The following is a 23,664-nucleotide window of genomic DNA, read 5'->3' as shown; positions in this document are numbered from 1 at the left end:
CAGTTTGGGCGATCCTATTGAACAGCGAGTCAAACATGAGGCAGGATCGGGCACACCATGATCCGGACGACTCCCTTCCACGAGCGCCTGACCGAGCTCAACGACCAGCAGCTCTACACCCACTGGTCGGGCTACCTGTCCGCGCTGCGCTTCTCGCACGCCCCCAAGCACGAGTACTTCGCCGTGCGCAACGCGGTGGGCATCTTCGACACCTCGCCGCTCTTCAAGTACCGCATCACCGGGCCGGAGGCGCTCGACTTCCTGTCCGGCGTCGTGGTGCGCGACCTGTCCGTCCTGCGGCCCGGACGTGCGGCGTACACGCTGTGGTGCGATGACCGCGGGTTCGTGATGGAGGACGGCGTCGTCTTCATGCAGAGCGACAACGAACTGCTGATGACCGCCGCGCGACCGTTGCTGAGCTGGCTCACTTCTCACGAGCACGGCCGTCGCGTCGTCGTCGAGGATGTCACCGACGACTACGCGATGCTGGCCGTGCAGGGGCTGCGCTCGCGCGACGTGCTGGCCGGCTTGGTGCCCGAGGTCACCGAGCTGCCCTACTTCGGCCAGGCCGAGGGCAAACTCGCCTCGGTGCCGGTGACCGTGTCGCGCACCGGCTTCACCGGCGACCTCGGCTTCGAGCTGATGGTGGCCGCCGCCGACGCGCTGACGGTCCTCGACGCCGTCCTCGAGGCGGGCGCCCCCCACCTGATGCGGCCCTTCGGCGAGGAAGCGCTGATGACGCTGCGCATCGAGGCGGGACTGCCGCTCACGGGCGTGGAGTGGCACGACAGCCGCACCGCCTGGACCGACCACGACCGCGTGACGCCCAAGGAGCTCGGTCAGGGCTGGATGCTCAAGGGCGTGCGCGACGGCAGCCGGCGCTTCATCGGCAGCGAGGCGATCCGCCGCGAGCTGGTCGACGGCACGTCACGCTGGGCGACCACGGGCATCGTGGTCGACTGGCAGGCCTGGAACCGGCTGCACCGCGACAACGGCGAGCTGCCGACCTTCGACGAGCAGGCGCTCGGCTGGGAGCAGTGGCTGCGCACCGAGGACGACACGCAGGTCGGCTACGTCACCAGCTTCTGCTACTCGCCCGTGCTCCAGCGTCATATCGGCATCGCCCGGGTCCGGCCCGAGCTGGCGACCGCCGGCACCACGCTGCACATGGAGACCACGCTGCACCACAGCACCCACATGGTCGCCGTGGAGACGACCTCGATGCCCTTCTTCAACCCCGCACGAAAGACGGCCAAGTAGATGAGCATGGGCATGAGCGAGACGACCGCGACCTCGACGAACGGCCGCACCGGGACGTCGTACGACGCCATCGTGGTCGGCGGCGGACACAACGGCCTGACCAACGCGGCCTACCTCTCGAAGGCCGGACTGCGCGTCCTGGTCCTCGAGCAGCGGCACCTGGTCGGTGGCGCGGCGATCACCGAGGAGCTGCGGCCGGGGTTCAACTTCACGACGTTCTCCTACGCGCTGAGCCTGTTGCGGCCCGAGATCGTCCACGAGCTCAACCTGGTGCAGCACGGCTTCATGCCGCTGATGATGCCGGGCGACTTCCACCCGACCGGCGATGGCGACTACCTGCTCTTCGGCGACGATGACGACCAGAACGTCGAGATGATCCGCCGCCACTCGCCTCGCGACGCCGACGCCTACGGCCGCTACAACCACGACCTCGACAAGGTCATCGAGACCATCCAGCCGCTCTTCGACAACCCCCCGCCCAACATCTTCGGCGGTAACACGGGCAGGGACCCCGACGACCAGGCCGACATCGCCTGGCTCCTCAAGCACCTCGGCAGCGTCGACCGCAAGACGATGCACGACACCGTGCGGATGTTGACGGGCAGCGCGGCTGACCTGCTCGACGACTACTTCGAGTACGAGCCCCTCAAGGGCTACCTCGCCTCGTCGTCCAGCATCGGCAACCGCATCGGCCCGATGGCCGGTGGCTCCGGACTGGTGCTGCTCTACCACAAGATGGGCGAGCACGACGGTCACCTCGGCTCGTGGTCGTTCCACAAGGGCGGCAACGGCGGGTTCACCCAGGTGCTGGCTCGCGCGGCGCAGTCATTCGGCGCCGAGATCGAGCTCAACGCCCATGTCGACCACGTGCTGACCCGCGACGGCAAGGCGATCGGCGTGGTGCTGGCAGACGGCACCGAGCTCACGGCCCCCATCGTCGTCTCGGCGCTCGATGCGCGGCGCACCTTCCTCGACCTGGTCGACCCGCGTGAGCTGCCCGACGACCTGGTCGACAACGTCCGGCGCACCCGTTACCGCGGCACGTCCTCGAAGGTGAACTTCGCCCTCGACGGCATGCCGGAGTTCCCTGGCCTGAAGGGGGCCGCGCCGTTCGGCGGCTTCCTCAACATCGGTCCCACGATGGAGTACCTCGAGCGCGCGTACGACGCGGCGAAGTACGGCTGGTACTCCGACCGCCCGTTCATCGATGGGGCCCTGCAGTCGGTCATCGACCCCGACATGGCACCACCCGGCAAGCACGTGCTGTCCTGCTTCGTCCAGCACGCGCCCTACCAGCTCAAGGGTCCCCATGGCCCTGTGGACTGGGAGACCGAGCGCGAGAACTGGGCCGATAAGGCGCAGGCGGTGCTGGAGGAGCACTTCCCGGGATTCGGCAAGCTGGTGCTGCAGCGCGAGGTCGTGCTGCCGACCGACATCGAGGCCAAGACCGGGCTCACCGAGGGCAACATCTTCGCCGGTGAGTTCCTGGCGCCGCAGATGTACTTCTTCCGTCCCGCCCCTGGTTACAGCCAGTACGCCACCCCGATCGACGGCTACTACCAGTGCGGCTCCGGCACCCACCCGGGCGGCTGTGTCATCGGCTCGCCGGGGCGGTTCGCGAGCCAGCGGATCCTGCGCGACCAGGAGCAGCGCGGCTGACCAACCCGGTCAGCGCAACGAGAGGCCGACCGTCTGGGTGACCTGTGACCTGATGCCGCTTCAGATGCGCTTGCTGCCGCGTGGGGTGCGGAGGTAGTGGGTGTTGTGGGGTCCGTGCGCGTGGTAGCCCTCGGGCATGGCGTGGTAGCGCCAGGTGCCGGCGGTTTTGGCGCGGTGGTGGCGTCGGCAGAGTGGTGCGAGGTTCTCGGGGTGGGTTTGGCCGGGTGGTCCGCCTTCCTCGAGTGGCTTGTAGGGGACGGGGTGGTCGAGGTCGCAGGTGCGGGCGTCGATGCTGCAGCGGGGGAAGATGCAGGTCTGGTCGCGCAGGATGACCAGTTCGCGCATCCAGGTGGGTGGGTCGTGGGAGTCGACGGCGTCGCGGCGGGCCATGTTGAGGACGGGCAGGATCTGGACGGCGGTGTGGCCGACCCAGGCGCGGAGGCGGGCGATGGTGGCGGCGCCGAGGCGTTCGATCCTGCCGGTGGCCAGGGCGGTCTCGGTTCCGCCGTCCGGAGTGGTGGCGATCTCGAGGTCGTCGGAGTCGAGGTGGACGATGAGCTTGATCTTGCTGCCGTGGCGGGTGACGGCCTTCGAGAGTCGTTCGAGGTCTTCGGGGTGCAGCCCGGCCAGGGTGGCCACGGTGGCCATGGTGGCCATGGTGGCGAGGTCGGCCTGGCCGGCCTGGTCGTGGGGCCGGTGTCCGGTCAGAACCCCCGCCGCGAGGTGGGTGATGATGCGGATGGCGGTGATCTTGCGGACTCCGAGGGGGCTGGTGTCGCCGCTCTGGTGGAGGTGGTGGGCGAGGGTGGCGACCAGGGTGTGGAAGTCCTTGAGGGTGGGGGTGTCTCCGGAGATGGTGAGGTGGCTGGTGCCGGTGTAGTCGGTCGGGGCGGGGTGGGAGACCTCCAGTCCCCAGGAGGCCTGGGCTTGCTCTTCCTCAGATTGGGTGGTTTGGGGGTCGAGGTTGGCGGCGGCGTGGGCGACGAGCCGGTCGGTGATGAGGGGTCCGATGGCGCCGTCGGTGCGGGTGGCGAGCTGGGTGTCGACCCAGCGGGCGCCATCGAGGGGCAGGTGGCGGGTTTGGACCGCGACGCGGCGGGCCTGCCAGGTCGGCACCTGGAGTGCTTCGACCCGTTTGAGGAGGATGGGGAGGCGGTGGTGCAGGTCCAGGGCATCGCCGATCAGCCCTGCCGCCGCGGCCGGGGTCAGGTCGAGGGCGGCGGCGAGGGTTTCGTGGGTGAAGGCTGCGACGGCGGGGGTGCCGTCCCCGCCCAACGAGTCGGGTTTCTCCAGCAGGGTGAGGATGGCGCCGTCGGGGCCTTGGGTGCCGGTCTGGGTGGTGGCGGGGTGCAGGATCGCCCAGTGGTAGGCCAGGCGCAGGCGGAGTAGTTCGCGTTGGCGGATCTCGGTCTCGTTGGTGCGGGCCAGTGCGAGCACCTCGTTGGGGGTGTCAAGCACATCATCGGGCACCGACACTCGACCCCCGGAAACGGGCTGGATCCCCAGGTGTTGAGCCAGATTCCCGACGAATTGGTGTCGGCTGGTTTCGAGACGGTCGCTAGCGCGACCTCCTCAACCAGCAGAACCTCCTCTGCTGGTTTCGAGACGGTCGCTAGCGCGACCTCCTCAACCAGCAGACGACGGGTCGCTCACACCTCAGCCAGCGGGCGTGGGACTCGACGTGATGCCACCGGTTCAGGGATCCCTGGGTCCGGCGCCACAACCAAGGGGACCGGGGCGGCGTCCCAGGCGCGTGAACAGAACGCTCGCTCTCGTGACCGCCGCCATCTCCTTGTCCGCCGTTGCTGGGGCGCCGGCGCACGCCGCGCCCCCGATCGCCGCCGACTCCGCCCAAGTGACCACCACGTTGCTCACCTTGAAGTTCCCCTCGTGTGAGGGCTGCGAGGTCGGGGTGGCGAGCTTCGTGCTCGGCTCCACCGACGACTGGTCGGCCAAGCCAAAGGTGGTCAAGGACGGGACCGTCAGGTTCGTCGTACCGAAGGACCGCACCGATGGCCTCAGCATCACCGTGCGCGCGCCCTGGGAGGGCGCTACCGGGTACGTCACCAATGTCGCGCTGCGCTACAAGGGCCAAGACACGTGGGACCGGGTCGACTTCGCCACCGCACGGACTGCGAAGAGGGCCAGCGCCTGCTGGGCGGGCACCGACCAAGACGCTGCGACGATGAAGGTCAGGGTGCGCAAGGTGCAGGTCGAGGGGTACGGCGGCAAGGTGGCGGGCACTATCGCCTGGGCCGCCGTCACCCAGGACTGGCTGCGGCCCGTCGTCGCGAGCCCACACGGCGTGGTCGGCACCCAGGACGTGATGCCCTGCATGGAGAGCTAGTCGACCGCCGGGTTTCGAGACGGTTGCCAGGGCAACCTCCTCAACCAGCGGCGCCGACGATCGCTTGCCAGGGCAACCTCCTCAACCAGTGGCGCCGACGATCGCTTGCCAGGGCAACCTCCTCAACCAGCGGCGCCGACGATCGACTGCCAGGGCAACCTCCTCAACCAGCGGCGCCGACGATCGCCTGCCAGACCTTCTCGCCGCGGTCGTGGCTGCCGAGCCGTCGCGTGACGAAGGCGGCACCATAGCGGGCGGCGGGCTCGGTCCAGGCCGAGCAGCCGCCCGCCCCGCCCATGCCGACCTCGACATGCCCGTCCTCATCGTCGATCTGGAACCCGAGGGTCCAGGTGACCTGCCGGTCGAGCACGAGGTCGTGGCCGGTCGCCGCAGGCTCGACGTAGGCGCGCCACAGGTCGTGCCCGAGACGAGTCGCCACCAGGCCTTCCGGCCGCCGCACGTCGTCGTAGAACCTGGCCAGCGAGAGCGCCTGGGCGTGCAGGGCGACGGCGGGGAACGGCGTACGTCGGAAGTCGTCGGAATTGAGCACCTCGAGGTCGAGTAGTCCGGGCGGTCGGCCCAGGGCTGGTCCCCAGCGCGGATCGGAGAGATACCCGGAGCGCCAGGTGCCGGCGGGCTCCTCGAGCAGGGCCACCCGGTGCAGGGCGGTCTCGGGGACGCTCAGGTGCAGGTCCCAACCGGCGTCGTCGGCGATGCGCGCGAAGCGGACGTCGAGTGCCTCGCCGGCAGTCCGGCGCAGCACCTCGTCGAGCAGGTGGCCATAGGTCAGCGCGTGCTCCGCGACACCGTCGCCGGGTCGGTGGACCGGCGCGGCAGCAGCGAGCAGGCCGACCAGGGCCTCGCGGTCGGCGTAGTGCACGTGCGCCGCCTCAGACGGGAAGGCCGGCAGCCCTGCTTGATGCGCAAGCAGGTGACGCACGGTCGTCGCCCCTTTGCCCTCGGCGGCGTACTCCGGCCACACCGACGCAACTCTCTGGTCCAGGTCGACCGCGCCCTCGGCCACGGCGTCCAGCAGTGCCAGGGCCGCGAACGGCTTGGCCACCGAGTAGGTCATCACCAAGGTGTCAGCGTGCCAGGGCTCGACGCCGTCAGACGTCCCCGCGACGTGGTCGACCTCGACGACACCGTCGCGGACCACGGCCACCGCGCCGCCCGCCTCCTGGCCGGTCTCGACCAGCTCGTCGAGGACGGCGGCGACAGTCATGGCCGACAACCTAGACGGTTTCGAGACGGTCGCTGCGCGACCTCCTCTACCAGCGGCAATACGCTGTGCGCATGGGCAAGCAGGAAGACTTCGTGCTCCGGGCGCTGGAGGAGCGCGACGTCAGGTTCGTGCGGCTGTGGTTCACCGACGTGCTCGGCTTCCTCAAGTCGGTGGCGGACGCGCCGGCCGAGCTCGAGGGAGCCTTCGACGAGGGCATCGGCTTCGACGGCTCGGCGATCGAGGGCTTCGCCCGGGTCTACGAGGCCGACATGCTGGCCAAGCCCGACCCGTCGACCTTCCAGATCCTGCCGTGGCGCGGCGAGGGGCCGAGCACGGCGCGGATGTTCTGCGACATCGTGATGCCCGACGGGTCCGCGTCCTACGCCGACCCGCGCTACGTCCTCAAGCGCACCCTGACCAAGGCGGCCGACCAGGGGTTCACGTTCTACACCCACCCCGAGATCGAGTTCTACCTCTTCAAGGACACCCCGCAGACCGGTGTCGAGCCGACTCCGGTGGACCGCAGCGGCTACTTCGACCACACGGCCCAGTCGATGGGCGCCGACTTCCGGCGCGAGGCCATCACCATGCTGGAGGCGATGGGGATCTCCGTGGAGTTCAGCCACCACGAGGGCGGCCCCGGCCAGCAGGAGATCGACCTGAGGTACGCCGACGCGCTGAGCACCGCCGACAACATCATGACCTTCCGCACGGTCATCCGTGAGGTCGCGCTGAGCCAGGGCATCTGGGCCTCGTTCATGCCCAAGCCGTTCACCCAGCACCCAGGTTCGGCCATGCACACCCACGTCTCGCTGTTCGAGGGCGACCGCAACGCGTTCTTCGAGGCCGGGTCCCAGTACCAGCTGTCCAAGACCGGTCAGCAGTTCATCGCCGGGATCCTCACCCACGCCAGCGAGATCACCTGCGTGACCAACCAGTGGGTCAACAGCTACAAGCGGCTGCTCGGCGGCGGGGAGGCGCCGTCGTACATCTGCTGGGGCCACAACAACCGCTCGGCCATGGTGCGCGTGCCGATGTACAAGCCCAACAAGGGCCAGTCGACCCGCATCGAGGTACGCAGCGTCGACGCCGCGGCCAACCCTTACCTCGCCTACGCCGTGATCCTCGCCGCCGGTATGAAGGGCATCGCCGAGGGCTACGACCTGCCGCGCGAGGCCGAGGACGACGTGTGGAGCCTGACCGAGCGCGAGCGCACCAGTCTCGGCATCGCGCCACTGCCCAAGAGCCTGTACGACGCCATCGGCATCGCCGAGCGCAGCGAGCTGCTGGCCGAGACCCTCGGCGAGCACGTCTTCGACTTCTTCCTGCGCAACAAGCGGGCGGAGTGGGAGGAGTACCGCACCCAGGTGTCCGCCTTCGAGCGCGACCGGATGCTTCCGGTCCTGTGAGCCGGTGAGCCCGATGAGCCAGACCAATCCCGTGGATGACAAGGCCCCACCTCGCAGCCCGATGGAGCGCCAGCTCAACGTCGGGTTGATGGTCGTGCAGGTGGTCGCGGCGCTGGTCGTGGTCTACGGCGTGGTCTTCGTGGTGTCCTCGTGGGACGGCGACGGCGACCGGACGCGGTTCGAGGCTCTGCAGGTGGCCTTCGTGTTCCTCCTGCTGCCGGGCCTGGTCGTCCTGTTCACCGCGCGCTCGGCTCGTCGGCGGTTGAAGGACCAGGTCGTCAGCGCCCGACTGTTCAGCATCCTCGCGGGTGCCTTCGCGCTGCTGGCCTCCCTGCCGCTGCTGACGACCGTGTTCGGCATCGTCATCGCGGTGGCGGGACTGTTCACCCTCACTGCCGCTTTCATGCTCAAGAAGGACCTGTTGCGATGACCGCACGGATCGCCGTGATCCAGCACGAGGCCACCTGCCCGCCCCACCTCGTCGGCACCTGGTTGGCCGATGCCGGAGCGAGCGTGTCGGTATGCCACCCCTACGCCGGTGACGAGCTGCCCGACCCCTCGACGTACGACGCGCTCGTCGTCCTGGGCGGTTCGATGGGCGCCAACGACGACGCCACCAGCCCGTGGCTGGCGCCGGTGCGCGAGCGCATTCGCCAACACGCCGAGGACGGCGTGCCGGTGCTCGGGATCTGCCTCGGTCACCAGCTCGCCGCGGTCGCGCTCGGCGGGACCGTCGAGGTGAACTCGCGCGGCCAGACGTTCGGGCTGCGCAACCTCGGCTGGACGCCCGATGCCCACCTCGACCCGCTGATGTCGACGGTGGCCACGCCGCGCCGGGGCGTGCACTGGCACGACGACATCGTCACCTCGCTGCCGGAGGGGGCAGTCGTGCTGGCCAGCGCAGAAGGCGTCGAGGTGCAGGCCGCGCGCTTCGCGCCGACCGTCTGGGGCGTCCAGCACCATCCGGAGGTCGACGCCGAGCTGATCCGCCCCTGGGCGAAGGACGACCGCGAGCTGCACCTGGCCCAGGGCCTCGACGCCGAGGCTGTGCTCGACGAGATCGACTCCGCGCGCGACGAGCTCGAGGCCGCCTGGCGACCCTTGGCGGAGCGCTTCGTCGAGGTGACAGAACACCACCGTGTCTAGCTGCCTCGACTCGTCATGACCAGGGCTGCGACGAGTCGCAGCGACCTGCTGCGTCAGGGTTTCGTGGACTCCGAGCGCACGCTGGCGGGCCTGGCCCTGCTGGGCGACCATGCCGAGCCCCTGGTGGCGCTGCTCGGTCGCACCGCCGACCCTGACCTGGCGCTCACCGGGCTGCTGCGGCTCGCCGACGCCGTCGAGGACCGGATGGCGCTGCTCGACGCCGTCGTCGACGACGAGGGCACGGCGATGCGACTGCTGTGCGTGCTGGGCGCCAGCCAGGCGCTGACCGACCACCTCGTGCGGCATCCGGACCACTGGCGCGACCTCACCGATCCGACGCTCGGCAGCACGCGACCCGCGGCCTACGCCGTCAGGGCGGCGATGCTCTCCGCCGTCGGCGCCGACCCGCTCGACGAGGCTCCCGTCTCGACGCTGTCGAGAGTGGCCGCACTCGATGCCATGCGGATCGCTCACCGCCGGATCCTGGTCCCACTGGCGGCTCGCGACCTGGCCCACCACGTGGGGGTCGACGACGTGGCGGCCGAGCTGTCCGACCTCGCCGCGGCGACTCTCGAGGCGGGGCTCGCCATCGCGAGAGCAACTGTCGGGGAGGAGGCCGCATCGGTGCGGCTGGCCGTCATCGCGATGGGGAAGTGCGGCGGTCACGAGCTCAACTACGTCTCCGACGTCGACGTGATCTTCGTGCATGAACCGGTCGACGGCGCCTCGGAGCCGGCGGCGGCCCGCGTCGCCACCCAGCTGGCCAGTCACCTGATGCGCGCCTGCTCCGACCACACGTCCGAGGGCACCATCTGGCCGGTCGACGCCGCGCTGCGACCCGAGGGCAAGGCCGGACCGCTCGTGCGCACCATGGCCGGGATGCGGTCCTACTACGAGCGGTGGGCCAAGACGTGGGAGTTCCAGGCGCTGCTCAAGGCCAGACCCATAGCCGGTGATCTTCGGCTCGGGCGGGAGTTCGTGGAGCTGGTCTCCCCGATGGTCTGGGGAGTCGCGGGTCGTGACGGCTTCGTGGCCGACGTGCAGGCCATGCGCCGTCGGGTGGTCGAGACGATCCCGGCGCGCGAGGCCGAGCGGCAGCTCAAGCTGGGCGCGGGCGGGCTGCGCGACGTCGAGTTCGCCGTGCAGCTGCTCCAGCTCGTTCACGGCGGTGGCGACGAGTCGGTGCGGGCGCCGGCAACCCTCAGTGCTCTTGCGGCCTTGACCGCAGGTGGGTACGTCGGTCGGGTCGACGGCGAGGAGATGCACCAGGCCTACGCGTTCTTGCGCACCCTCGAGCACCGCATCCAGCTCTTCCAGCTGCGCCGGACCCACGTCGTACCTACTGATGAGGTGTCGCTGCGGCGCATCGCGCGTGGCATGGGCTTCGTCAAGGACTCCCAGGCGGCACTCGAGGACGCCTGGCAGGGCTGGCGACTCGAGGTGCGACGCCTGCACGAGAAGCTCTTCTACCGCCCGCTGCTCACCGCGGTCGCCCGGATGTCGGGCACCGTCGTCGGCGACGACTCAGAGCTGTCGTCCCAGGCAGCGGCCGAACGGCTCGCGGCGATCGGGTTCGCCGACCCCAAGGCGGCGCTGCGCCACCTGGAGGCACTCACGAGCGGGGTCAGCCGTACGGCCGGCATCCAGCGGGCCTTGATGCCGGCGATGCTCGGCTGGTTCGCCGACTCGCCCGACCCCGATGCCGGGCTCTTCGGGTTCCGCCGGCTCAGCGAGTCGCTGGGCTCCACACCGTGGTACCTCGGCACCCTGCGCGACGAGGGGCACGTCGCCGAGCGCTTGGCCCGGGTGCTGGCCACCTCGCGGTTCGCCACCACGCTGATCGAGCGCGAGCCGCAGGGCGTGCGGATGCTCGGCGAGGACCTGAGCCCCCACGACGTCGTCCAGCTGATGTTCGAGATGACCGCGTCGGCGGGCCGGCAGGACGACCCGGTGGAGGCGGTGCGATCGATCCGGGCCGTACGCCGCCGCGAGCTGCTCCGGCTGGCGGCCGGTGACCTGTTCGGCGAGATCGACGTCGCGGACGTGGGTGCAGGCCTGTCCCGGCTGACCGACGCGACCCTCGAGGCGACCCTCGAGACGGCTGGCCGGTCCGTACGCGCGCAGCAGCGCCTCGCTTCGGCACCGACGTCGATCGCGATCGTGGCGATGGGACGCTACGGCGGCTTCGAGCTGTCCTACGGCAGCGACGCCGACGTGATGTTCGTCCACGAGCCCGCGCCGGGCGCCGACCAGCACGTCGCCTCGACCTACGCCCAGGCGGTCGCCAACGAGCTCCGGCGCCTGCTCGCCCTGCCCATGACCGACCCACCGCTGGAGGTCGACGCCGACCTGCGGCCCGAGGGCAAGCAAGGCCCGCTCGTGCGGACGCTCGACTCCTATGCCGCCTACTACTCGAAGTGGTCCAAGGTCTGGGAGTTCCAGGCGCTGCTGCGTGCCGACGCCGTCGTCGGCGACGAGGACCTGCGGCGCCGGTTCACCGAGCTGATCGACCCGTTGCGCTTCCCGGCCGATGGCATCACCGAGGCCGACGTTGCCGAAGTACGTCGGGTCAAGGCGCGCATCGACCGCGAGCGGCTCCCTCGCGGCGCGGACCCCAACACCCATCTCAAGCTCGGCCGCGGCGGACTCGCCGACATCGAGTGGACGGTCCAGCTGCTGCAGATGCGGCACGCCGGCTCCGTGCCCGGGCTGCGCACGCCCCGCACCCTCGACGGCCTCGCCGCCGCCGCGGAGGCGGGCCTCCTGGCAGCCGACGACGCCCAGGTACTGGTGCACTCGTGGCGCACGGTCAGCCGGTTTCGCAACGCGATCACCCTGGTGCAGGGCAAGGGCAGCGACCAGCTGCCACGCGACCCTCGCATCAAGCAGGCGATGGCTGCGGTGCTGGGCTACTCGCCCGGAGGCAGCGACGCGATGGTCAACGACTACCTCCGCACCACCCGGCGGGCCCGGGCAGTGGTCGACCGCGTCTTCTGGGAGTGACACCACTTCGACGACTGTGTCGCCGGCCAGACGGAGTCACCCCGGCCCTGCCCGGGAGCGTGTGCGCATCGACCCGCACATCGCGCGCCCACCGAGGAGACCCCGATGCGACCCAGCTCATCGACCAGCCCATCGACCAGCCGATCGACCAGCCGATCGACCAGCCGATCGACCAGCCGATCGACCAGCCGATCGACCAGCCGATCGACCAGCCGATCGACCAGCCGATCGACCGGGGCCCTCAGGAAGCGTGCTGCCCGCTGCGTCCTGGCCGCCTCGACGCTGCTGGGCGGTGTGGTCCTCGCGCCGACGCCGGCACAGGCAGTCGCGGACGAGTCCCCTTTCACCGCCACCGCCGGCACGCCCGGATGGGCGCTGCTGGACAGCGACGACGCGCAGACCGAACCGGCGCCGTTCCGCCTGATGCAGGCAACCGACCGACTCGACCGTGGGACCGGCGAGGTGAGCCTGGTGGTCCGCACCAGCGACCTGCTCCTCAGCGGGGCCGGCACCAGCGCGCAGAACGTGACGGTGACCTACACGCTCGAGCGCGCCAGCGCTGACGGCTCCTGGCTCGCCCTTGACGAGGTGCGCCGGCAGGCGACCTTCGATCGTCTTCACCTGATGGCGATCGAGGGTCCCGCCTTCGAGACTTCCTTCCTCGGTCGCTTCCGCGTCCACTACCGCGTGGCCTGGGCCCGCGAGGACGGCTCGCTCATCGGGTCCAGCGAGGCGGTCCCGAGGGTCGCACAAGACGCCACGTGCGCGACCTCGTACGTCGTCTGCACGACGCTGGCCGGGTCGGTCGAGGTCACCGACCTGGCCAGGTACCCGATCGCCGGTGCGCTGGGTGTGCAGATCCAGCCCGACGGGCGGCGGGCCCCCTGGATCGCCAGCTCGGAGTACGCCGCGTCGAGCGGCGCCTTCCGGACCATGAGCAGCGCCGCCACCTACGTCAAGCAGGCATACCCGACCCCAGCGCCGCAGACGGCCCAGGTCACCTACACGCTCCAGCGCCTGGGCGCAGCCGGCACCTGGGAGGAGTTCCGGGCCTCGACCACCTCGGTGCGGGTCGCCATGGATGCCTCGGTGGTCGTCCCCGGGCACTCCTTCTACCTGCCCCTCGAGTACACCAACCGGGAAGCCGTCTACCGGATGGTCTACTCGGTGAGCTGGTCCCTCCTCGACTCGGACCGGGTCATCCGCACGCTCGAACTCACCCCGGACTCGTCGGCCAGGTCTGTCTGCGCGAACACCATCTTGACCTGCTCAGCGACAGGATCCGGAACGATCCGGACCCCGTTGGGCTGATCCGCAAGGATCGGTCCATGACGACCACCCCCGAGCAGGCCGCCAGGTTCCGTGGACTCCACTCCGACGACCGGATCCTCACCCTCGTCAACGTCTGGGACGTCGCGAGTGCTCGGGCGGTCGCAGCCGTCGAGGGGACGGCAGCCATCGCCACGGCCAGCCACGGCATCGCGGCGACCTACGGCTACCCCGACGGCCAGCAGATCCCGGTCGACCTGATGCTCGACATGGTGGGGCGGATCACGGCCGCGGTCGACGTACCCGTCTCGGCCGACCTCGAGTCCGGGTACGGCGACCCGGCCGGCACGATCCGCCGCGCCATCGGCCTCGGGGTCGTCGGCGCCAACCTCGAGGACCGGATGCGCCCGGTCACCGACTCGGCGGCCGTCGTCGAGGCCGTGGTCGCGGCGGCCGCGGACGAGGGCGTGCCGGACTTCGTCCTCAACGCACGCACCGACGCGTTCATCCGCGCCGGTGACCAGGACCGCCGAGACGTGCTGAAGGAGGCGATCGGCCGCTGCAGGGCCTACCTCGACGCCGGGGCGCCTGTCGTGTTCGTGCCCGGACTGCTGCAGGAGTCTGAGATCGAGGACCTCGTCGACGCGCTGGGCGAGCGTCGGCTCAGCCTGATCGGCGCACCGGGCATGCCGCCGGCGAGCCGGCTCGAGCAGCTCGGGGTGGCCCGTTTGTCATTCGGCCCCTATCCGCAGCGTGTCGCCCTGACTGCTCTGCAGGAGCTGGTCGAGGCAGTCGACGAAGGCGTGCCTCCGGGTACGCGGATGCTGACCTGACACCGGTTTCGGGGCTGTGTTCTTGGGCTGACAGAGGTCCGCGGGAGCCTCGGCAAAGGTACGGACAACCACGTCGTCCCTTTTCAGGAGAACCCGAAGATGTCTCTCTCACCCCGCACCCGCGGTCCGCGCATCGCTTCCCTACTCGGCTTCCTCGCGTTGCTGCTCACCGCAGTGCTCGGCACCGCGTCGACGGCTTCGGCCCACTACACGTCCGAGATGTCCGGTACTCCCGGTCCCTACAACGTCAACAACACCTTCGGCTCCGGTCCGCAGGTGATGATCCGGGCGCAGCTCAAGATCTGGCGTGACGCCAACGGCACGTACGCCGTGCCGACCTACTCGACCAACGGCGTCACGGTGGCGCGGACGACCGCGAGCAAGGCCCCGCAGACGATCCGGGCCGCCTACGTGCTGCAGCGCTACGACTGGACCACCGGCTGGACGGCTATCGCCAACACCGTCAAGACCGTGGATGTCGCCGGCTACGACCCGGCCACGCCCACGGCATACCCGTCCTACGCCCTTCAGGGACACGTCTTCGAGAACCCCCGGTTCGCTGGTTCGCAGCTGCGGATCGTGTACATGATCCGCTGGGAGGACAAGGCGACCCATGCGATCCTCGGTCAGCGCACCGTCGTCCCGACCGCGGAGAACATCTTCTGCTCCTTCCCCACGGGCTGGTCCTTCTACTGCGCCGCGGAGTCGGACAAGCTCACCGTGTGGGGCTGGTGACGTCCTCGTCTGGTAAGTGTGACCCGGTGAGCGACCCAGATGGAGACCTGCTCGAGCGGTTCAGAGTCGTCGCCCGTGGCTGCACCGGCGATGTCTTCGCGACGCCGCGGCACACGCCGGCCGAGTCGATGATGGCGGCGGCGCGGGCCACCGAGGAGCTCGGCATCGACCAGTGGGACGTGTACGCCGAGCGCGGCGCCGTCGCCCAGCTCGAGCAGGAGGTCGCCGAGCTCCTCGGCAAGCCTGCGGCGGCCATGTTCCCCAGCGGGATCATGGCCCAGCAGGCGGCGCTGCGGGTCTGGTGCGACCGGGCGGGATCGCCCCGCGTGGGCATCCCGGAGCTCTCGCACCTGCTCCAGCACGAGGACGACGGGCCACGGCTGCTGCACGGGTTCCGGTTCGAGCACCTGTCCACCGGGCGCAGCCTGCCCACCATCGAGGACCTGGACCGGCTCGGGGCCGGGCTGGCCGCCGTACTCCTGGAGCTTCCGTTGCGCGACGCCGGCTGCCTGCTGCCGCCGTGGGAGGACCTGGTCGCACTGACCGGCCGTGCCCACGAGCTCGGGATGCGCGTACACCTCGACGGCGCGCGGCTGTGGGAGAGCCAGCCCTTCTACGATCGGCCGCTCGCCGAGATCGCGGGAGTGGCCGACTCGGTCTACGTGTCGTTCTACAAGGGCTTGGGCGGCCTGGCCGGCGCGGTGCTGGCCGCCGACGAGGACGTCGTCGGCGAGGTCCGGCGATGGCGCAAGCGGATGGGCGGCACGCTGTTCCACCTGACTCCCTACGCCGTCTTGGCACTGGCCGGGTTGCGCGAGCACCTGCCGCGAATGGGGGAGTACGTCGCGTGGGGACGGCTGCTGGCCGAGCGGCTGGTGGCGTCCGGCGTGCGGGTGCATCCAGATCCGCCGCACACCAACACCTTCGAGCTGTACGCCGACGCGGACCCCGACGCCGTCAACGAGCGGGCGATCGCGTTCATGGAGCGGACCTCGATCCAGCCCTGCGGAATCTGGCGTGCGGCACCGGTGCCTGGACTGGCATCGTGCGAGGTCGCGGTGCACGCCGCGGCGACGGCGCGCGACCCCGAGGAGGTAGCCGGGTGGCTGATGGAGATCATCGGCGGCTGACCGAGCTGCCGATCGACCAGGCACTGCCGCGGATGCAGGAGCTCGCGTCGCGGATCTGGACCCGTGAGAGCAGGCACCATCCCGGGCAGCTCGCCTGGAGCTATGCCTACGCCATGCCCGAGGAGCTCGGCCACGGTCCCGTGGCACTGGTCGAGCGCGGCGGCGAGGTGGTCGCCTGGGCATGGGCGGAGTCGGACGACTGGTTGGAGCTCTGCGTCGATCCGGCCGACGCCGGTGCGGGGCAGGAGGCCGTCTCCTGGTTCTGCGGGCGCGCCGCAGACACGGTCTCGCGCACCATGGCGCTGGCGACCGAGGAGCACGTGCTGGCGACCCTCGACCGGGCCGGCTTCGTCGTCGAGGAGGACGTGCCGTGGTTCACCCACCACTACCTCGACCTTGGGCTGGCGCCGGTCATCGATGTGCCCGGCTACCACCTTCGGCACGTCGAGCCGGATGAGGCAGCGGCTCGCGCCGCGTGTCACCGCCTCGCCTGGAGCGCCACCTCGAAGGTCAGCACGGGCGCCTACGAGCGGCTGATGTCCACGCCGCCGTATCGTCACGACCTCGACTGGGTGGCGGTCGCCGCCGACGCAGAGATGGTTGCCTCGGTGTGCGTGTGGCTCGACGACCGCACGGGTGTAGCCCTGGTGGAGCCGGTCGGGTGCGCCCCCGAGCATCGCGGGCGCGGGCTGGCTGGTGCGGTCAGTGCCGCCGCTCTGCGTGCCGCGCGCGACCTCGGTGCGAGCACCGGGCTGGTGTGCCCTCGCGGCGACGACGGCTACCCGGTCCCGATGCGGGTCTACCGGGGGATCGGGTTCGAGCCCGGACCGCGCACCCTGACCCTGGTGCGTCCGGCCGTCGAGACCTGAGCTCAGTCGGCGAACGCCTCGACACCCAGCTGCGCGGCCATCGAGCGCTCGCCGTTGGCGCTGACCGCGACGACCGTCACCCACAGGCTCTCGCCCGGCTGCACCAGCCAGCTCAACCAGCCACTGCGGTTGGTGACCTCGGCCCAGTGCCCGCGGCTCGGATGGATCAGGGTCGGGCGCTCGGTGAGCACGACCCGGTAGTGATCGACGGGGACGTCCGACCCGGGCTCCCAGCTGAACGCCACGGCGTACATGCCTGGTGCCTCCTCGCTGGCCGTCATGGTCACCTCGACCTCGGGCGAGGCAGGTGCGAGCGTGTGCTTCTCGATCATGGGACGAACCTCCTCGAAGTCGCTGACGTTGACGTTGGTAGCGACGCTAGGAACCGCTCGGCCGGTCTTCCGTCTCCGTGCGGACACGGAGACGATTCTGGTGTCAGTTGGCGTCCCAGTGGTCGCAAACGCGCCTTCCTCAACCAGCCCGGGGTGGTTGTTGTTGGTTGAGGAGGTTGCGCAGCAACCGTCTCGAAACCATGGGGGGGGTGGTCGGCGTGGTCTGGTTTCGAGACAGGCGCTAGCGCGCTTTCCTCAACCAGCGGGGGGCTAGGCGGGCCGCTCGACGTACAGCTCGGTGAACTCGGTGCAGCGGCCCGATGCGTCGAACCGCATCAGGAAGCAGTTGTCGAAGATGCGCGTGACCGGGCCGCCGGGGTGGTCCTGGTAGACCGAGGTCCCGGTGGCGACGACGCGGTCGCCGTCGACGGCGTACGGCGAGTAGCTGGCGTCATAGGTGCCCGGCTGGTCGGGCTCGTCGTCCAGCCACGAGGCCACGACCGCCTCGACGCCGAAGATCGGCTCGTCGCCGGGGTGGTAGCGGTAGGAGACGTCGGGGGCGAACAAGGCGGTGATGTCGTCGCGGTCGTAGGACTTCCACGCCGCGACGTAGCGATCGAGCCAGGACTGGGCGGCCACCCGATCCACCGGGTCATTCATCGGGTCACTCATCGGGTCACTCATCGGGCGAACCCTAGCCGCGACCAACTCGCCTGTCGGGGTGAGCCACCCCGCATCGAGGCGATGGCAACGTGGGCGGCGGGATTACCGAAGCGGTGTGGCCGAGAGGTCACGAGGCCCCGAAGGCGCCACGGGTCCATCCCGGAGGACCGCCCGCCCAGCACCGGTCGGGCGGTCCTCACCGTACCCAGGCGTAGCAGATCACCCGCAGGGATGAAGTCTGCTCGCCCTCGGCTACAGCAGGGTTCTGGTTCGTGAAATCCGCTGCGACCGCTCCAGGGCCACTTCGTGGACGCCGGTCCGCACGCGTGGGCATCGTCTCGCCGCAGGGCGTGGTCGCCGCGGGACTGCAGGCGATCCTCGCGTCGCAGGGTGCCTGGGACGTGGTGCTGGAGCCCGACGGCGACCTCGTCTTGTACGACGTGATGGCGCTGCACGAGGGCGACGGCGCAGACCTCGACGTCTTGGTGAAGCAGGACGGCGCGATCGTGCTCGCGGTCGGGCGGGACCTCAGGCCCGACCTGGAAGCCGAGGCTCTCAAGCGCGGCGCACGAGCTGCCATCTCCCTCGGAGTCTCTGCCCGGGACCTGGTGGCCGTCGTCCGTGACTCGCTCGACGGTCGGCTCGGGGACCCGGACGTCGTGCGCCGGCTCGACGGGTCCGTCCCGCTCGGTCAGGAGGTCGGACTCAGCGGCCGCGAGTCGAACGTGCTGCGGCTGATCGTGCAGGGCTACAGCAACGTCGAGATCGCCGAGCGTCTGTTCCTCTCGATCAACTCGATCAAGACCTACATCCGCACCACCTATCGCAAGATCGGTGTGGGCAATCGGCAGCAGGCCGTGACGTGGGCGATCCAGCACGGCTTTCCGATCGACCGCGACGACAGCGAGCAGGACCCGCCTGACACCAGCTCCGAGGAATAGGGCCTTGCCGCCGCGTCCAGGGTCTCGGACGGCAGGGAGGTGGGGTCCGCAGTAGCCTGCGGCGCGTGATCAACCTCGAGCTGGCCGCGCGGATGACCCGGGCCGCCGTAGACAAGGCTGCGGAGATCGGAGCGCTCGTCTCTGCCGCCGTGGTCGACCAGGGCGGCCATCTCGTGCACTTCCAGCGCATGGACAAGGCGGAGATCGCCGGACCGACGCTCGCCGTCGACAAGGCCTTCACCGCCGTGGCCCATCGGATCGAGACGGCCGAGCTCGCCTCCCTGACCCAGCCCGGCGCCGACCTGTGGGGTCTCCAGGCCAACGGCGGCGGACGGTTCGTCGTGTTCGGCGGGGGAGTGCCCTGCTGGCACGACGGCGTCGTCGTCGGCGCGGTCGGTGTGAGTGGTGGAACCACGGAGGAGGACGTCGCCTGTGCGCGGGCCGGCCTCGCCGTGTTCGAGTCCTTCCTGAGCGACCAGTCAGCACCCTAAGGTGCGACCCATGGCGGATCAGCCCGTAGGTCGCATCCGGTTCATGGACCAGCAACGGGTCAACCTCGACGGTTTCGCCCACGAGGACGTGGGGCTGGGGCTGATCGCCATGAACAGCCCGCACGACCCGGCGCCCTCGCTCGTCCTGGACGGGGGACGCGTGGTCGAGATGGACGGTCGCCGCGTCGAGGACTTCGACTCCCTCGACGAGCTGATCGCGACGCACGGCATCGACGTAACGGTCGCTGAGGAGGCGATGGCGCTCGACGACGTGGAGTTCGCCCGCTTGTTCGTGGATCCGGGCGTCCCTCGCGCCGAGGTGGTCCGGCTGGTCTCGGGGACCACGCCCGCCAAGCTCGCGCGGGTCGTGTCGATGCTCAGACCGGCCGAGCTGACGCTGGCGATGACCAAGCTCCGGGCTCGTCGTACTCCCAGCAATCAGGCACACGTCACCAACCTGCTCGACGACCCGCTGCTGCTTGCGGCCGATGCCGCGACCGCCGCCGCCTACGGCTTCCGCGAGGTCGAGACGACCGTGCCCGTCCTGGCCGACGCACCCTCCAACGCCGTCGCCGTCACCCTCGGCGCCGCGATCGCCTCACCAGGAGTGCTGGTGCAATGCTCGGTCGAGGAGGCCATGGAGCTGGAGATGGGCATCCGTGGTCTCGTGTCCTACGCCGAGACCGTGAGCCTCTACGGCACCGAGCCGGTGTTCGTCGACGGCGACGACACGCCGTACAGCAAGGCGATCCTGGCCGCGGCCTACGCCAGCCGCGGCGTCAAGATGCGAGTCACCTCGGGTGCCGGCGCCGAGCTCTTGATGGGCGGCGCCGAGCAGTGCTCGATGCTCTACCTCGAGTCGCGCTGCGTGTCACTGGCCCGGGCCATGGGTGTGCAAGGCGTGCAGAACGGCGGCATCGACGGCGCCAGTGTCGCCTCCTCGGTGCCCAAGGGAGTGCGCGGGCTGATGGCCGAGAACGTGATGGTGATGGCCCGCAACCTCGAGGCCTGCACGGGCAACGACGCCCTGATGTCGGAGTCCGACGTACGACGTACGTCCCGGACGCTGCCGATCCTGCTGGCCGGCAGCGACTACGTCTGCAGTGGCTTCGGCAGCATCCAGCGCTACGACAACATGTTCGGGCCCTCGCAGTGGAACGCCGAGGACATCGACGACTGGCTGGCCATGCAGCGTGACTGGGGCGTCGATGGCGGCCTGCGTACGGCGTCGCCCGCGGAGGTCGGACGCTTGCGGCGCGAGGCGGCCGAGGCGTGTCGCGACGTCTATCGCTATCTCGGGCTGGCCGACTTCACCGACGAGCACGTGGACCTGGCCGTCGACGCGGTCGGCTCGAAGGACCTCGTCACCGACGGCCACGAGCCCGACCCGATGGTGGTCCTCGGGGCTGCGCAGGCGATCCGCAGCTCGGGCCTCGGCTCGATCGAGGTCGCCAAGGCTCTCCTGGAGTGCGGCTACGAGGCTGCAGCCCAGCGGGTGCTCGAGATGCTCGGTGCCAGGGTGCACGGCGACCACCTGCAGACCGCCGCCATCTTCGACGAGTCGATGCAGGTGCTGAGCCTGGTCACCGACCCCAACGACTACGCGGGGCCGGGCACGGGCTACGAGCCCGACGCCGCTCGGCAGGCCGAGATCGACGGGATCCGCCAGGCTCGCGGCGTCGAGGACCTGCGCAAGGACCAGGCCTCGCACGCCGACGACTCGTTGCGCGTCATCGGCGCGGCTGCGCAGGGCAGCGACCCGCGCGAGGTCGTGATCGGCCTGTCGCCGGGCGTGGGACGGACCGTGTGGCAGACGCTGTCCGGACTCACAGTGGTCGATGCCATCCACGAGCTGCTGGCAGGGCTCGAGGAGGAGGGCTGCATCGCACGCCTGGTCAGGGTCAACGGCAGTCTCGACCTCGGCATGGTGGGCCTCACCGCCGCCCGGCTGGCGGGCTCCGGCATCGGCATCGGCCTGCAGGGCAAGGGCACCGCACTGATCCATCGACGCGACCTGCCGCCGTTGGCCAACCTCGAGCTCTACAGCATGGCGCCGATCCTCGACCGCTCCCACTACCGGCTGCTGGGCGGCAACGCCGGTCGCCATGCCAAGGGAGCGACGCCCGTGCCGGCGCGCAACCCCTACACCGACGAGGCGATCGAAGCGAGGTACCACACCCGCGTCGTGTCCCTCGTCGAGCTTGAGCGGCGGTGTCTGGATCGTGCTCTGGGCAACGAGGACATCGAGGTCGACCGATGACACGGGCGTTCTCCGGTCGTGATGCCGAGGAGCTCACCCTCGACCGGCTCGCGCGCGACGAGCTGGCCGCCGACGACGTGCGGATCCATCCCGAGACCCTCGAGCACCAGGCCGCGGTCGCCGAGCAGCACGCCAACCCGCAGCTGGCCGCGAACTTCCGCCGTGCGGCCGAGCTCGCGTTGATGCCGGAGGACGAGGTGATGGCGCTCTACGAGGCGTTGCGCCCCCACCGCGCGACGGCCGAGGAGCTCGAGGCACTGGCCGTCCGGCTCGAAGCGGTACCGGCACCACTGTCCGCGACGCTGGTGCGCGAAGCGGCCTCCGTCTACGCGCGCCGCGGGCTGCTGCGCTGAACGTGGGCCCGGGGATGGCGGTGGTGCTCGCCTGCATCGACGTCGGCAACGCGACCACCGAGGTGCTGCTCGCCAGCGTCGAGGATGGCCGCGTCGAGGTGATCGGCGTCGGACGGTCCCCGACGCGGCGGGCCAAGGGCTCACCCGAGAGCCTCGCCGCGGCCGTGGGCCTGGTCCGCCGGCTCGAGCGACAGCACGACGTGCGTGTGCAGCGAGCCGTGGCCGCCCCGCTGCGGCCGGTGCTGACCACCGGTGCGCAGCTGCCGGAGGACCTGCCCGCGACCGGGCGGCTGGCGGTGAGCGTGGCAGGGTCCTCCACGTCCGGAGGACGCGGGTTCGGGGCCGGGGTGCCCGTCACGTGGGACGCCGTTCCAGCCGACGGCGAGCCTGTCGTGGCCGTCGTACCTTCCGGTGCCGGCTACCTCGCGGTGGCCGCGCGGCTGGGTCCCCTCGTGGAGAGCGGACGCGTCGCGGCCGTCCTCGTCGCGGACGACGAGGCGGTGCTGCTGGCCAACCGGCTGCCCGCCGAGGTGCCCGTGGTCGACGAGGTCGACACCGAGTCGGTGCTGAGCGCCGACCGGGTGGCCGTCGAGGTTGCCGCGCCCGGCCAGCCGTTACGCGTGCTGGGCGACCCTCTCAAGCTCCGCGCTGAGCTCGGCCTCGCCGAGGGCGAGCTCGCCGATGCGGCACGCCTGGCGCAGCAGCTCCTCGACAGGAGCAGCGGGGTCGTGACCGTCGGTGCCCCCGCGTCCGGTGAGGACCCGGCATGCCCGGGCTGGATCGAGCTGGCGGGGCACGGACGGCTCAGGTTCTTGGAGGGGCACGAGCTGCTGAGGGCCGGTCGCGTGGGCGACGCCTCGACCTACGAGATCCCGCCTGACTGCGTGAGGTGCGAGGTGGACGACCTGTGGACCGTCGACCTCGCCGGAGTCAGTGCAGCCGTCCAGGCCAGGGTCGGCGCCACTCGTCGTCGACCCGTGACCCTGGCCGCGCTGCGCTCGTCGGCGCCGTACGTCGACCCGTCGGCCCACCTGTCCGACCTGCTCGGCGTGCCGGTGCGCACGGTCGGGTCCGAGGCGCGGGCCGCCTGGGCCGGTGCGATGTCCACGCCAGGTGCTGGTGCCGGCTCGGTGGTGGTCGACCTCGGCGGGGGGACGGTCGACACGGTCTCGGCAGCCGTCGACGTGGTAGGCGCCGGGGCCGGCGATCTGCTGACCCAGGCAGTCGCGGCGCTCACGGGGATCACCCCCGCAGCCGCCGAGTGGGTCAAGCGAGGTGCGGCCTATCGCGTGGAGGCGCCGCAGGTGCTGCTCGGCGAGGACGGCAGCCGAACGTTTCGCGACCGCCCGGCGCCGAGCGAGACCGTCGGCCGGCTCGTCGTGCTGGGCCCCGCCGGCCTCCTGCCGTTCTCCGCGGCGATGGCACCGGGGGAGTGGCGCGCGCTGCGAGTGCGCCTCAAGGTCGACCTGGTGGGCGGCAACGTCGCCCGCGGGCTGCGGACCCTGGGTGAGCAGCCCTCCTCGGTCGTGGTCGTCGGCGGTCTGGCCGGTGATGACGAGATCCTGGCCGCGGTCTCCGGCGCCCTGCCGCCGGGCACTGCTGTCGGCCGAGGTGACGTCGCCGGCACCTTGGGCCACCGCTACGCCGTCGCGTACGGGCTGGCTCTGCTGGATGCGCGCCGTCAGTGACGGAAAGCACCATCCGGAGGCCTCTTCATGGTGCTTTCCGTCACGGACGGC

21 protein-coding genes are annotated in these 23,664 nt (G+C 70.5%); 17 read left to right on the top strand and 4 right to left on the bottom strand.

What is annotated here, in order from left to right:
• Positions 1-57: 57 nt before the first annotated feature.
• Together ISU10_RS03445 and ISU10_RS03440 are read left to right on the top strand one after the other, a co-directional pair.
• Positions 58-1,260, top strand: a complete 1,203-nt coding sequence (locus ISU10_RS03445; protein WP_194694968.1) for an aminomethyl transferase family protein — start codon at positions 58-60, stop codon at positions 1,258-1,260.
• 12 nt (positions 1,261-1,272) lie between these two features.
• The gene (locus tag ISU10_RS03440) at positions 1,273-2,919 is read left to right on the top strand and encodes a phytoene desaturase family protein (RefSeq protein WP_194694967.1); all 1,647 of its coding nucleotides are present in this window, start codon (positions 1,273-1,275) and stop codon (positions 2,917-2,919) included.
• Positions 2,920-2,979: 60 nt separating this feature from the next.
• On the opposite strand, the gene ISU10_RS03435 is transcribed toward ISU10_RS03440, so the two are convergent.
• Positions 2,980-4,389, bottom strand: coding sequence for an HNH endonuclease signature motif containing protein (locus ISU10_RS03435; RefSeq protein ID WP_194694966.1), 1,410 nt, complete (start codon positions 4,387-4,389; stop codon positions 2,980-2,982).
• 304 nt (positions 4,390-4,693) lie between these two features.
• Here ISU10_RS03435 and ISU10_RS03430 point away from each other — a divergent pair, with 304 nt between their 5' ends.
• Positions 4,694-5,266 carry a hypothetical protein gene (locus ISU10_RS03430; protein ID WP_194694965.1) on the top strand — a complete coding sequence of 191 codons (573 nt, stop codon included), beginning with the start codon at positions 4,694-4,696 and terminating at the stop codon, positions 5,264-5,266.
• 163 nt (positions 5,267-5,429) lie between these two features.
• On the opposite strand, the gene ISU10_RS03425 is transcribed toward ISU10_RS03430, so the two are convergent.
• Positions 5,430-6,491: a serine hydrolase domain-containing protein gene (locus ISU10_RS03425; RefSeq protein ID WP_194694964.1), complete on the bottom strand. Its 1,062-nt coding sequence runs from the start codon at positions 6,489-6,491 to the stop codon at positions 5,430-5,432.
• Positions 6,492-6,595: 104 nt separating this feature from the next.
• Here ISU10_RS03425 and ISU10_RS03420 point away from each other — a divergent pair, with 104 nt between their 5' ends.
• From ISU10_RS03420 to ISU10_RS23750, 9 genes are all read left to right on the top strand, one after another.
• Positions 6,596-7,900 (top strand): glutamine synthetase family protein, encoded by a 1,305-nt coding sequence (locus ISU10_RS03420; RefSeq protein WP_228499443.1) that lies wholly within the window; start codon positions 6,596-6,598, stop codon positions 7,898-7,900.
• 13 nt (positions 7,901-7,913) lie between these two features.
• Positions 7,914-8,330, top strand: coding sequence for a hypothetical protein (locus ISU10_RS03415; RefSeq protein ID WP_194694962.1), 417 nt, complete (start codon positions 7,914-7,916; stop codon positions 8,328-8,330).
• Complete coding sequence (locus ISU10_RS03410) at positions 8,327-9,046, top strand: type 1 glutamine amidotransferase (RefSeq protein ID WP_194694961.1); 720 nt, start codon at positions 8,327-8,329, stop codon at positions 9,044-9,046. Before ISU10_RS03415 ends, ISU10_RS03410 begins: the two co-directional genes overlap by 4 nt.
• 15 nt (positions 9,047-9,061) lie before the next feature.
• Positions 9,062-12,049: a bifunctional [glutamine synthetase] adenylyltransferase/[glutamine synthetase]-adenylyl-L-tyrosine phosphorylase gene (locus ISU10_RS03405; protein WP_194694960.1), complete on the top strand. Its 2,988-nt coding sequence runs from the start codon at positions 9,062-9,064 to the stop codon at positions 12,047-12,049.
• A 294-nt stretch (positions 12,050-12,343) separates the two neighbouring features.
• On the top strand, positions 12,344-13,360 hold the full coding sequence (locus ISU10_RS03395; protein ID WP_228499388.1) for a hypothetical protein: 1,017 nt from the start codon (positions 12,344-12,346) through the stop codon (positions 13,358-13,360).
• 17 nt (positions 13,361-13,377) lie between these two features.
• Positions 13,378-14,151 carry an isocitrate lyase/PEP mutase family protein gene (locus ISU10_RS03390; protein ID WP_194694957.1) on the top strand — a complete coding sequence of 258 codons (774 nt, stop codon included), beginning with the start codon at positions 13,378-13,380 and terminating at the stop codon, positions 14,149-14,151.
• A gap of 99 nt (positions 14,152-14,250) precedes the next feature.
• A complete protein-coding gene (locus tag ISU10_RS03385; RefSeq protein ID WP_194694956.1) occupies positions 14,251-14,886 on the top strand; it encodes a hypothetical protein in 636 nt (211 codons plus the stop codon).
• Positions 14,887-14,912: 26 nt separating this feature from the next.
• Positions 14,913-16,016, top strand: a complete 1,104-nt coding sequence (locus ISU10_RS03380; protein ID WP_194694955.1) for a threonine aldolase family protein — start codon at positions 14,913-14,915, stop codon at positions 16,014-16,016.
• Positions 15,989-16,885, top strand: a complete 897-nt coding sequence (locus tag ISU10_RS23750) for a GNAT family N-acetyltransferase (protein WP_370864676.1) — start codon at positions 15,989-15,991, stop codon at positions 16,883-16,885. The genes ISU10_RS03380 and ISU10_RS23750 overlap by 28 nt, the downstream gene beginning before the upstream one ends.
• A gap of 2 nt (positions 16,886-16,887) precedes the next feature.
• Here the strand turns inward: ISU10_RS23750 and ISU10_RS03370 are convergent, their stop codons facing one another.
• Entirely contained in the window at positions 16,888-17,217 is a 330-nt protein-coding gene (locus ISU10_RS03370; RefSeq protein WP_194694954.1) for a hypothetical protein, read from the bottom strand.
• 270 nt (positions 17,218-17,487) lie between these two features.
• Entirely contained in the window at positions 17,488-17,901 is a 414-nt protein-coding gene (locus ISU10_RS03365; protein WP_194694953.1) for a nuclear transport factor 2 family protein, read from the bottom strand.
• Positions 17,902-18,206: 305 nt separating this feature from the next.
• On the opposite strand from ISU10_RS03365, the gene ISU10_RS03360 reads away from it, so the two are divergent.
• The 5 genes from ISU10_RS03360 (at position 18,207) to ISU10_RS03340 (ending at position 23,613) form a co-directional block, all read left to right on the top strand.
• Positions 18,207-18,821 (top strand): LuxR C-terminal-related transcriptional regulator, encoded by a 615-nt coding sequence (locus ISU10_RS03360; RefSeq protein ID WP_370864674.1) that lies wholly within the window; start codon positions 18,207-18,209, stop codon positions 18,819-18,821.
• A 65-nt stretch (positions 18,822-18,886) separates the two neighbouring features.
• Positions 18,887-19,312, top strand: a complete 426-nt coding sequence (locus ISU10_RS03355) for a GlcG/HbpS family heme-binding protein (RefSeq protein WP_370864673.1) — start codon at positions 18,887-18,889, stop codon at positions 19,310-19,312.
• 10 nt (positions 19,313-19,322) lie between these two features.
• Positions 19,323-21,572: a propanediol/glycerol family dehydratase large subunit gene (locus ISU10_RS03350; RefSeq protein ID WP_194694952.1), complete on the top strand. Its 2,250-nt coding sequence runs from the start codon at positions 19,323-19,325 to the stop codon at positions 21,570-21,572.
• Positions 21,569-21,925, top strand: a complete 357-nt coding sequence (locus tag ISU10_RS03345; RefSeq protein WP_194694951.1) for a diol dehydratase small subunit — start codon at positions 21,569-21,571, stop codon at positions 21,923-21,925. The genes ISU10_RS03350 and ISU10_RS03345 overlap by 4 nt, the downstream gene beginning before the upstream one ends.
• A 14-nt stretch (positions 21,926-21,939) precedes the next feature.
• On the top strand, positions 21,940-23,613 hold the full coding sequence (locus ISU10_RS03340; protein ID WP_194694950.1) for a diol dehydratase reactivase ATPase-like domain-containing protein: 1,674 nt from the start codon (positions 21,940-21,942) through the stop codon (positions 23,611-23,613).
• Positions 23,614-23,664 lie beyond the last annotated feature (51 nt).

Origin of the sequence: Nocardioides agariphilus, from assembly GCF_015352445.1 — a bacterium.
GTDB lineage: Bacteria > Actinomycetota > Actinomycetes > Propionibacteriales > Nocardioidaceae > Nocardioides > Nocardioides agariphilus.
This window is presented reverse-complemented; position numbering and strand designations above follow the sequence as displayed.

What these genes read in the sequence shown, in the direction of transcription:
- ISU10_RS03405 (WP_194694960.1), top strand. Translation starts at nt 9,062, where the DNA reads ATGACCAGGGCTGCGACGAGTCGCAGCGACCTGCTGCGTCAGGGTTTC.
- ISU10_RS03385 (WP_194694956.1), top strand. Translation starts at nt 14,251, where the DNA reads ATGTCTCTCTCACCCCGCACCCGCGGTCCGCGCATCGCTTCCCTACTC.
- ISU10_RS03365 (WP_194694953.1), bottom strand. Translation starts at nt 17,901, where the DNA reads ATGAGTGACCCGATGAGTGACCCGATGAATGACCCGGTGGATCGGGTG.
- ISU10_RS03370 (WP_194694954.1), bottom strand. Translation starts at nt 17,217, where the DNA reads ATGATCGAGAAGCACACGCTCGCACCTGCCTCGCCCGAGGTCGAGGTG.
- ISU10_RS03445 (WP_194694968.1), top strand. Translation starts at nt 58, where the DNA reads ATGATCCGGACGACTCCCTTCCACGAGCGCCTGACCGAGCTCAACGAC.
- ISU10_RS03345 (WP_194694951.1), top strand. Translation starts at nt 21,569, where the DNA reads ATGACACGGGCGTTCTCCGGTCGTGATGCCGAGGAGCTCACCCTCGAC.
- ISU10_RS03440 (WP_194694967.1), top strand. Translation starts at nt 1,273, where the DNA reads ATGAGCGAGACGACCGCGACCTCGACGAACGGCCGCACCGGGACGTCG.
- ISU10_RS03415 (WP_194694962.1), top strand. Translation starts at nt 7,914, where the DNA reads ATGAGCCAGACCAATCCCGTGGATGACAAGGCCCCACCTCGCAGCCCG.
- ISU10_RS03425 (WP_194694964.1), bottom strand. Translation starts at nt 6,491, where the DNA reads ATGACTGTCGCCGCCGTCCTCGACGAGCTGGTCGAGACCGGCCAGGAG.
- ISU10_RS03350 (WP_194694952.1), top strand. Translation starts at nt 19,323, where the DNA reads ATGGCGGATCAGCCCGTAGGTCGCATCCGGTTCATGGACCAGCAACGG.
- ISU10_RS03410 (WP_194694961.1), top strand. Translation starts at nt 8,327, where the DNA reads ATGACCGCACGGATCGCCGTGATCCAGCACGAGGCCACCTGCCCGCCC.
- ISU10_RS03340 (WP_194694950.1), top strand. Translation starts at nt 21,940, where the DNA reads ATGGCGGTGGTGCTCGCCTGCATCGACGTCGGCAACGCGACCACCGAG.
- ISU10_RS03390 (WP_194694957.1), top strand. Translation starts at nt 13,378, where the DNA reads ATGACGACCACCCCCGAGCAGGCCGCCAGGTTCCGTGGACTCCACTCC.